The sequence below is a fragment of the Streptomyces sp. NPDC046931 genome, assembly GCF_040644655.1.
GTDB lineage: Bacteria > Actinomycetota > Actinomycetes > Streptomycetales > Streptomycetaceae > Streptomyces.
On the sequence record NZ_JBEYWX010000056.1, the window covers coordinates 1 to 4,762 of the forward strand.

Genomic DNA, 4,762 nt, shown 5'->3' on the forward strand with positions numbered 1-4,762 from the left:
CTGGAAGGCGAGCAGCACCTGGAAGAGGGGGTGCCGGGACATGGAACGGACAGGGTTGAGAACCTCCACGAGGTGCTCGAACGGTACGTCCTGGTGGGCGAAGGCCCGCAGGTCGGTGTCCCGTACGCGGGCTATCAGTTCGCGGAAGGTCGGGTCGCCGGACACGTCGGTACGCAGCACCAGCGTGTTCACGAAGAACCCGACCAGGTCGTCCAGCGCCTCGTCGGTGCGGCCCGCCACCGGCGAACCGATCGGAATGTCCGTGCCCGCGCCCAGCCGGGACAGCAGTGTCGCCAGTGCCGCCTGCACCACCATGAACACACTCGCGCCCGTTTCGCGGGCCAGCGCGATGATGTCCTGGTGGAGCCGGGCGTCGAGTTCGACGGGGACCTGCCCGCCCCGGTAGGACGCCGCCGCGGGCCGTGGGCGGTCCATCGGCAGGTCCAGCTGGTCGGGCAGACCGGCGAGTTCCCGCTTCCAGTGCGCGACCTGCCGGCTGATGAGGCTGTCCGGGTCGGATTCGTCGCCGAGCAGCTCGCGCTGCCACAGCGCATAGTCCACGTACTGCACCGGCAGCGGCTCCCACCCGGGAGCCTTCCCGTCGATCCGAGCCTCGTAAGCCCGCGCCACGTCCCGGGCCAGCGGGGCCATGGCCCAGCCGTCACCCGCGATGTGGTGCAGCACCACGTAGAGGACGTGCACGGTGTCGTCGAGGGCGAACAGGCGAGCGCGCAGGGGAAGTTCATGTGTGACGTCGAAGCCGGTGGCCGTCTCGTGGGCTAGGGCGCCGGGCAGTTCCTCTTCCGTGACGTGGACGACGGGCAGGTCCACCGTGGAGTCCGTCACGTCGAGCACGCGCTGGCGCGGCGTGCCGTCCGGGCCCTCCGGGAAGACCGTACGCAGACTCTCGTGGCGCGCCACCACATCCCCCAGCGCCGCCGCCAACGCCACCCGGTCCAGTCGGCCGGTGAGCCGAAGCGCGATCGGCATGTTGTACGTCGCCGACTCCACCCCCTGGATCCGGTTGAGGAACCACAGCCGCCGCTGAGCGAACGACAACGGCACCTCACCCGGACGACCCACCGGCTCCAGCCGGGGACGAGCCCCCTCGACACCGGCGAGGCGCCGGGCCAACTGGGCCACGCTCGGTGCCTCGAAGAGGGCGGCCAGGGGCAGCTCCACGCCCAGGACGCCACGGATCCTGTTGGCCAGGCGGACGGCCAGCAGGGAGTGGCCGCCCAGGTCGAAGAAGCCGTCGTCGACACCGACCTTCTCGACGTCGAGGACCTCGGCGAACAGATCGCACAGGATCGCCTCGTGGGCGGTGCGCGGTGCCTTGCCGGCGGCGGGCGTGAAGTCGGGGACGGGGAGGGCCTTGCGGTCCAGCTTGCCGTTGACGGTGACGGGCAACGCGTCGAGGACGACTACGGTGGCGGGCACCATGAACTCGGGCAGCCGGGTGCCGACGAACTCGCGCAGTTCCCCTTGGTCGACGGCGGCCCCGCGGGCCGGTACGGCGTAGGCGACGAGGCGGGCGTCGGCCGTGTCCTTGCCGCCGTGCAGGAGGACCACGGCCTGCTCCACCGCGGGATGAGCAGCGAGCGCGGACTCCACCTCGCCGAGCTCGACCCGGAAGCCGCGGATCTTCACCTGGAAGTCCGTGCGGCCGAGGAACTCGATGTTGCCGTCGGCCCGCCACCGCACCAGGTCGCCGGTGCGGTACATGCGCCGGCCCGAGGTGTCGTAGGGGTTGGCCACGAAGCGGTCCGCGGTCAGGGCGGGCCGGCCAATGTAGCCGCGCGCCAACTGCACGCCGGAGATGTACAGCTCACCCGGGACACCGGCCGGGACCGGCTGCAGGTGCTCGTCCAGGACGTAGACGCGGGTGTTCCACACGGGTGCGCCGATGGGCACGCTGGGCGCGTCCGGTTCGTGCCGGACCACCCATCGGGTCACGTCGATCGAGGCCTCGGTTGGCCCGTACAGGTTGAAAAGGCCGGCGTCGAGGGTGCGGCGGAACTTGTCGGCGAGTTCGAGGGACAGCGCCTCACCGCCGAGGATGACGGTGTGCAGCGTCGTGCATGTGCCGGCGGTCGGCTCGGCGAGGAACACGGCGAGCATCGACGGCACGAACTGGAGCGTGGTGACGCGCTGGGCGCGGATCACCTCGACCAGGTAGGCCGGGTTCCGGTGCCCGCCGGGCTTGGCGACCACCATGGTCGCGCCGACCTGGAGGGCCCAGAAGAACTCCCATACGGAGACGTCGAACCCGGTCGGTGTCTTCTGTAGGATCCGATCCCCGGCACGCTGCGGGTGCCGGGCCTGCATCCAGGCGAGGCGGTTCACGATGGCGTCGTGCGGGATCATCACACCCTTGGGGCGGCCGGTCGAGCCGGAGGTGTAGATCACGTAGGCGGGGTGCCGGAGCAGTAGCGCCGAGACACGGTCCACGTCCCTCAGGTCGGTGTCCGCGTACGCGGTCAGACCGTCCACGAAGGCGGGGTCGTCGACGACGAGGGCGGGCAGTGCCTCGGGCAGCAGGGGCTGGGTGTCCGCCGTGGTGAGCACGCACACGGGACGGGCGTCGTCCAGCATGTACGCGATCCGGTCGGCCGGGTACTCGGGGTCGACGGGCAGATACGCGGCCCCCGCCTTGGTCACCGCGTACACGGCCACGACCTGGTCGACCGACCGGGGCAGAGCGAGCGCGACGATCCGCTCGGGGCCCGCCCCGCGCTCCACGAGCAGCCGTGCGAGGCGGTTGGCCCGGGCGTTGAGTTCGGCGTACGAGACGGTGACGTCGTCGTGGATCACGGCTGCGGCGTCCGGGGTGCGCGTCACTTGCTCTTCGAAGAGCACCGGCAGGGGTGCCTGGCGCACCTCGGTGTCGGTGGCGTTCCACTCCTCCAGGGTCCGCCGTCGCTCCGCCGCGGTGAGGAGGACGAGTCCGGCGATCGGCTGGTCCGGGTCGTGGACCGCGCTGCGCAGGATTCGCTCGAACCGGGCAACGAGTTCGTGGGCCGTCTCGCGGTCGTAGAGGTCGGTGGCGAACTCCAGGACACCGGCGAGTCCGCCTTCGGTGCCGTCGGCCGCGTGCAGTTCGTCGAGGTAGACGCAGAGGTCGAAGCGTGCGGCCGTGGTGGCGGCCTGCTCGACCGCCACCGTGAGGCCGGGGAGCCGCAGCTCGGGCTGGTCGACGTTCTGGAAGGCGAGCATCACCTGGAACAGCGGGTGCGCGGCCATGGAACGGGCCGGGTTGAGGACCTCCACCAAGTGCTCGAACGGCACGTCCTGGTGCGCGTACGCGGCGAGATCCACTTCCCTCACCCGGTCCACGAGTTCGCGGAAGGTCGGGTCGCCGGACAGGTCGGTGCGCAGCACCAGCGTGTTCACGAAGAACCCGACCAGGTCGTCCAGCGCCTCGTCCGTACGGCCGGCGACCGGCGAACCGATCGGGATGTCCGTGCCCGCGCCCAGCCGGGACAGCAGCGCGGCGAACGCCGCCTGCACCACCATGAACACACTCGCGTCGGACTCCCTCGCGAGAGTCGTGAGGCGCTGGTGCAGTTCCGCGTCCAGGGTGAAGGACACGCTGTCGCCACGGTTCGAGGCGACGGCGGGCCTGGGCCGGTCCGTGGGCAGCGCCAGTTGTTCCGGGAGGTCCGCCAGGGCCTGGGTCCAGTGCCGGATCTGCCGATGGGACACGCTGTCCGGGTCGGACTCGTCGCCGAGCAGTTCGCGCTGCCACAGCGCGTAGTCCGCGTACTGCACCGGCAGCGGCTCCCACGCGGGAGCCTCCCCGTCGATCCGAGCCTCGTAAGCCCTCGCCACGTCCCGGGCCAGGGGAGCCATCGACCAGCCGTCGCCGGTGATGTGATGCAGCACCACCATCAGCAGGTGCGTGGTGTCGTCGACGGTGAACAGCCGTGCCATGAAGGCAGGTTGAGTGGTGAGGTCGAAGCCCTGGGCCGCGGTCTCGGCCATGCGGGCGTCCAGGTGCGCGGCCGGCGTCTCCACCACGTCCAGCGTCACGACGGCTTCGTGGGCGTCGAGGATGTGCTGGTAGGGGGTGCCGTCGGGGCCTTCGGGGAAGACGGTCCGCAGGCTCTCGTGCCGCTCCACGACATCGCGTAGGGCGGCGGCGAGCGCGTCCCGGTCCAGGCTGCCGGTGAGCCGCAGAGTGATCGGCAGGTTGTACGTGGCAGCAGCCCCGCCTTCCAGGCGGTTCAGGAACCAGAGCCGGAGCTGGGCGAAGGACAGCGGCAGCTCGGCCGGCCGGGTGCGGGCGGCCAGCGCGGGGCGAGCCCTGTCTCCGTCCCTCGTGATCCGGTCGGTGAGCTGGGCGACGGTCGGCCCCTCGAAGAGGGTCCGCAGGGGGACTTCGATGCCGAGGCGGGTGCGGATGCGGCTGATGAGCCGGGTGGCGAGCAGGGAGTGGCCGCCGAGGTCGAAGAAGCCGTCGTCGATGCCGATGCGCTGTACCTCGAGCACTTCGGCGAAGATCTCGCACAGTTCCCGCTCACGTTCACTGCGCGGGGCGCGTGAGGTCGCGGAGGCTGCGTAGTCCGGGGCGGGCAAGGCCCGCCGGTCGAGTTTGCGGTTGGCGGTCAGGGGCAGCTCCAAGAGGGTCACGACCGCGGCCGGGACCATGAACTCGGGCAGGCGCTCGCGCGCGTACCGGCGCAGCTCACCGGCGTCGAAGGCCTCGGTCTCACGCGGTACGACGTAGGCGACGAGGCGTTTGTCGCCGGGCCGGTCCTCC

The 4,762-nt window shown here is 71.1% G+C and carries 1 protein-coding gene; it reads right to left on the reverse strand.

All coding sequences use genetic code 11. From position 1 onward, the window contains the following. Positions 1 to 4,762 (reverse strand): amino acid adenylation domain-containing protein (locus tag ABZ876_RS38965; protein ID WP_361791143.1); only part of this gene is annotated, 4,762 nt, incomplete at both ends.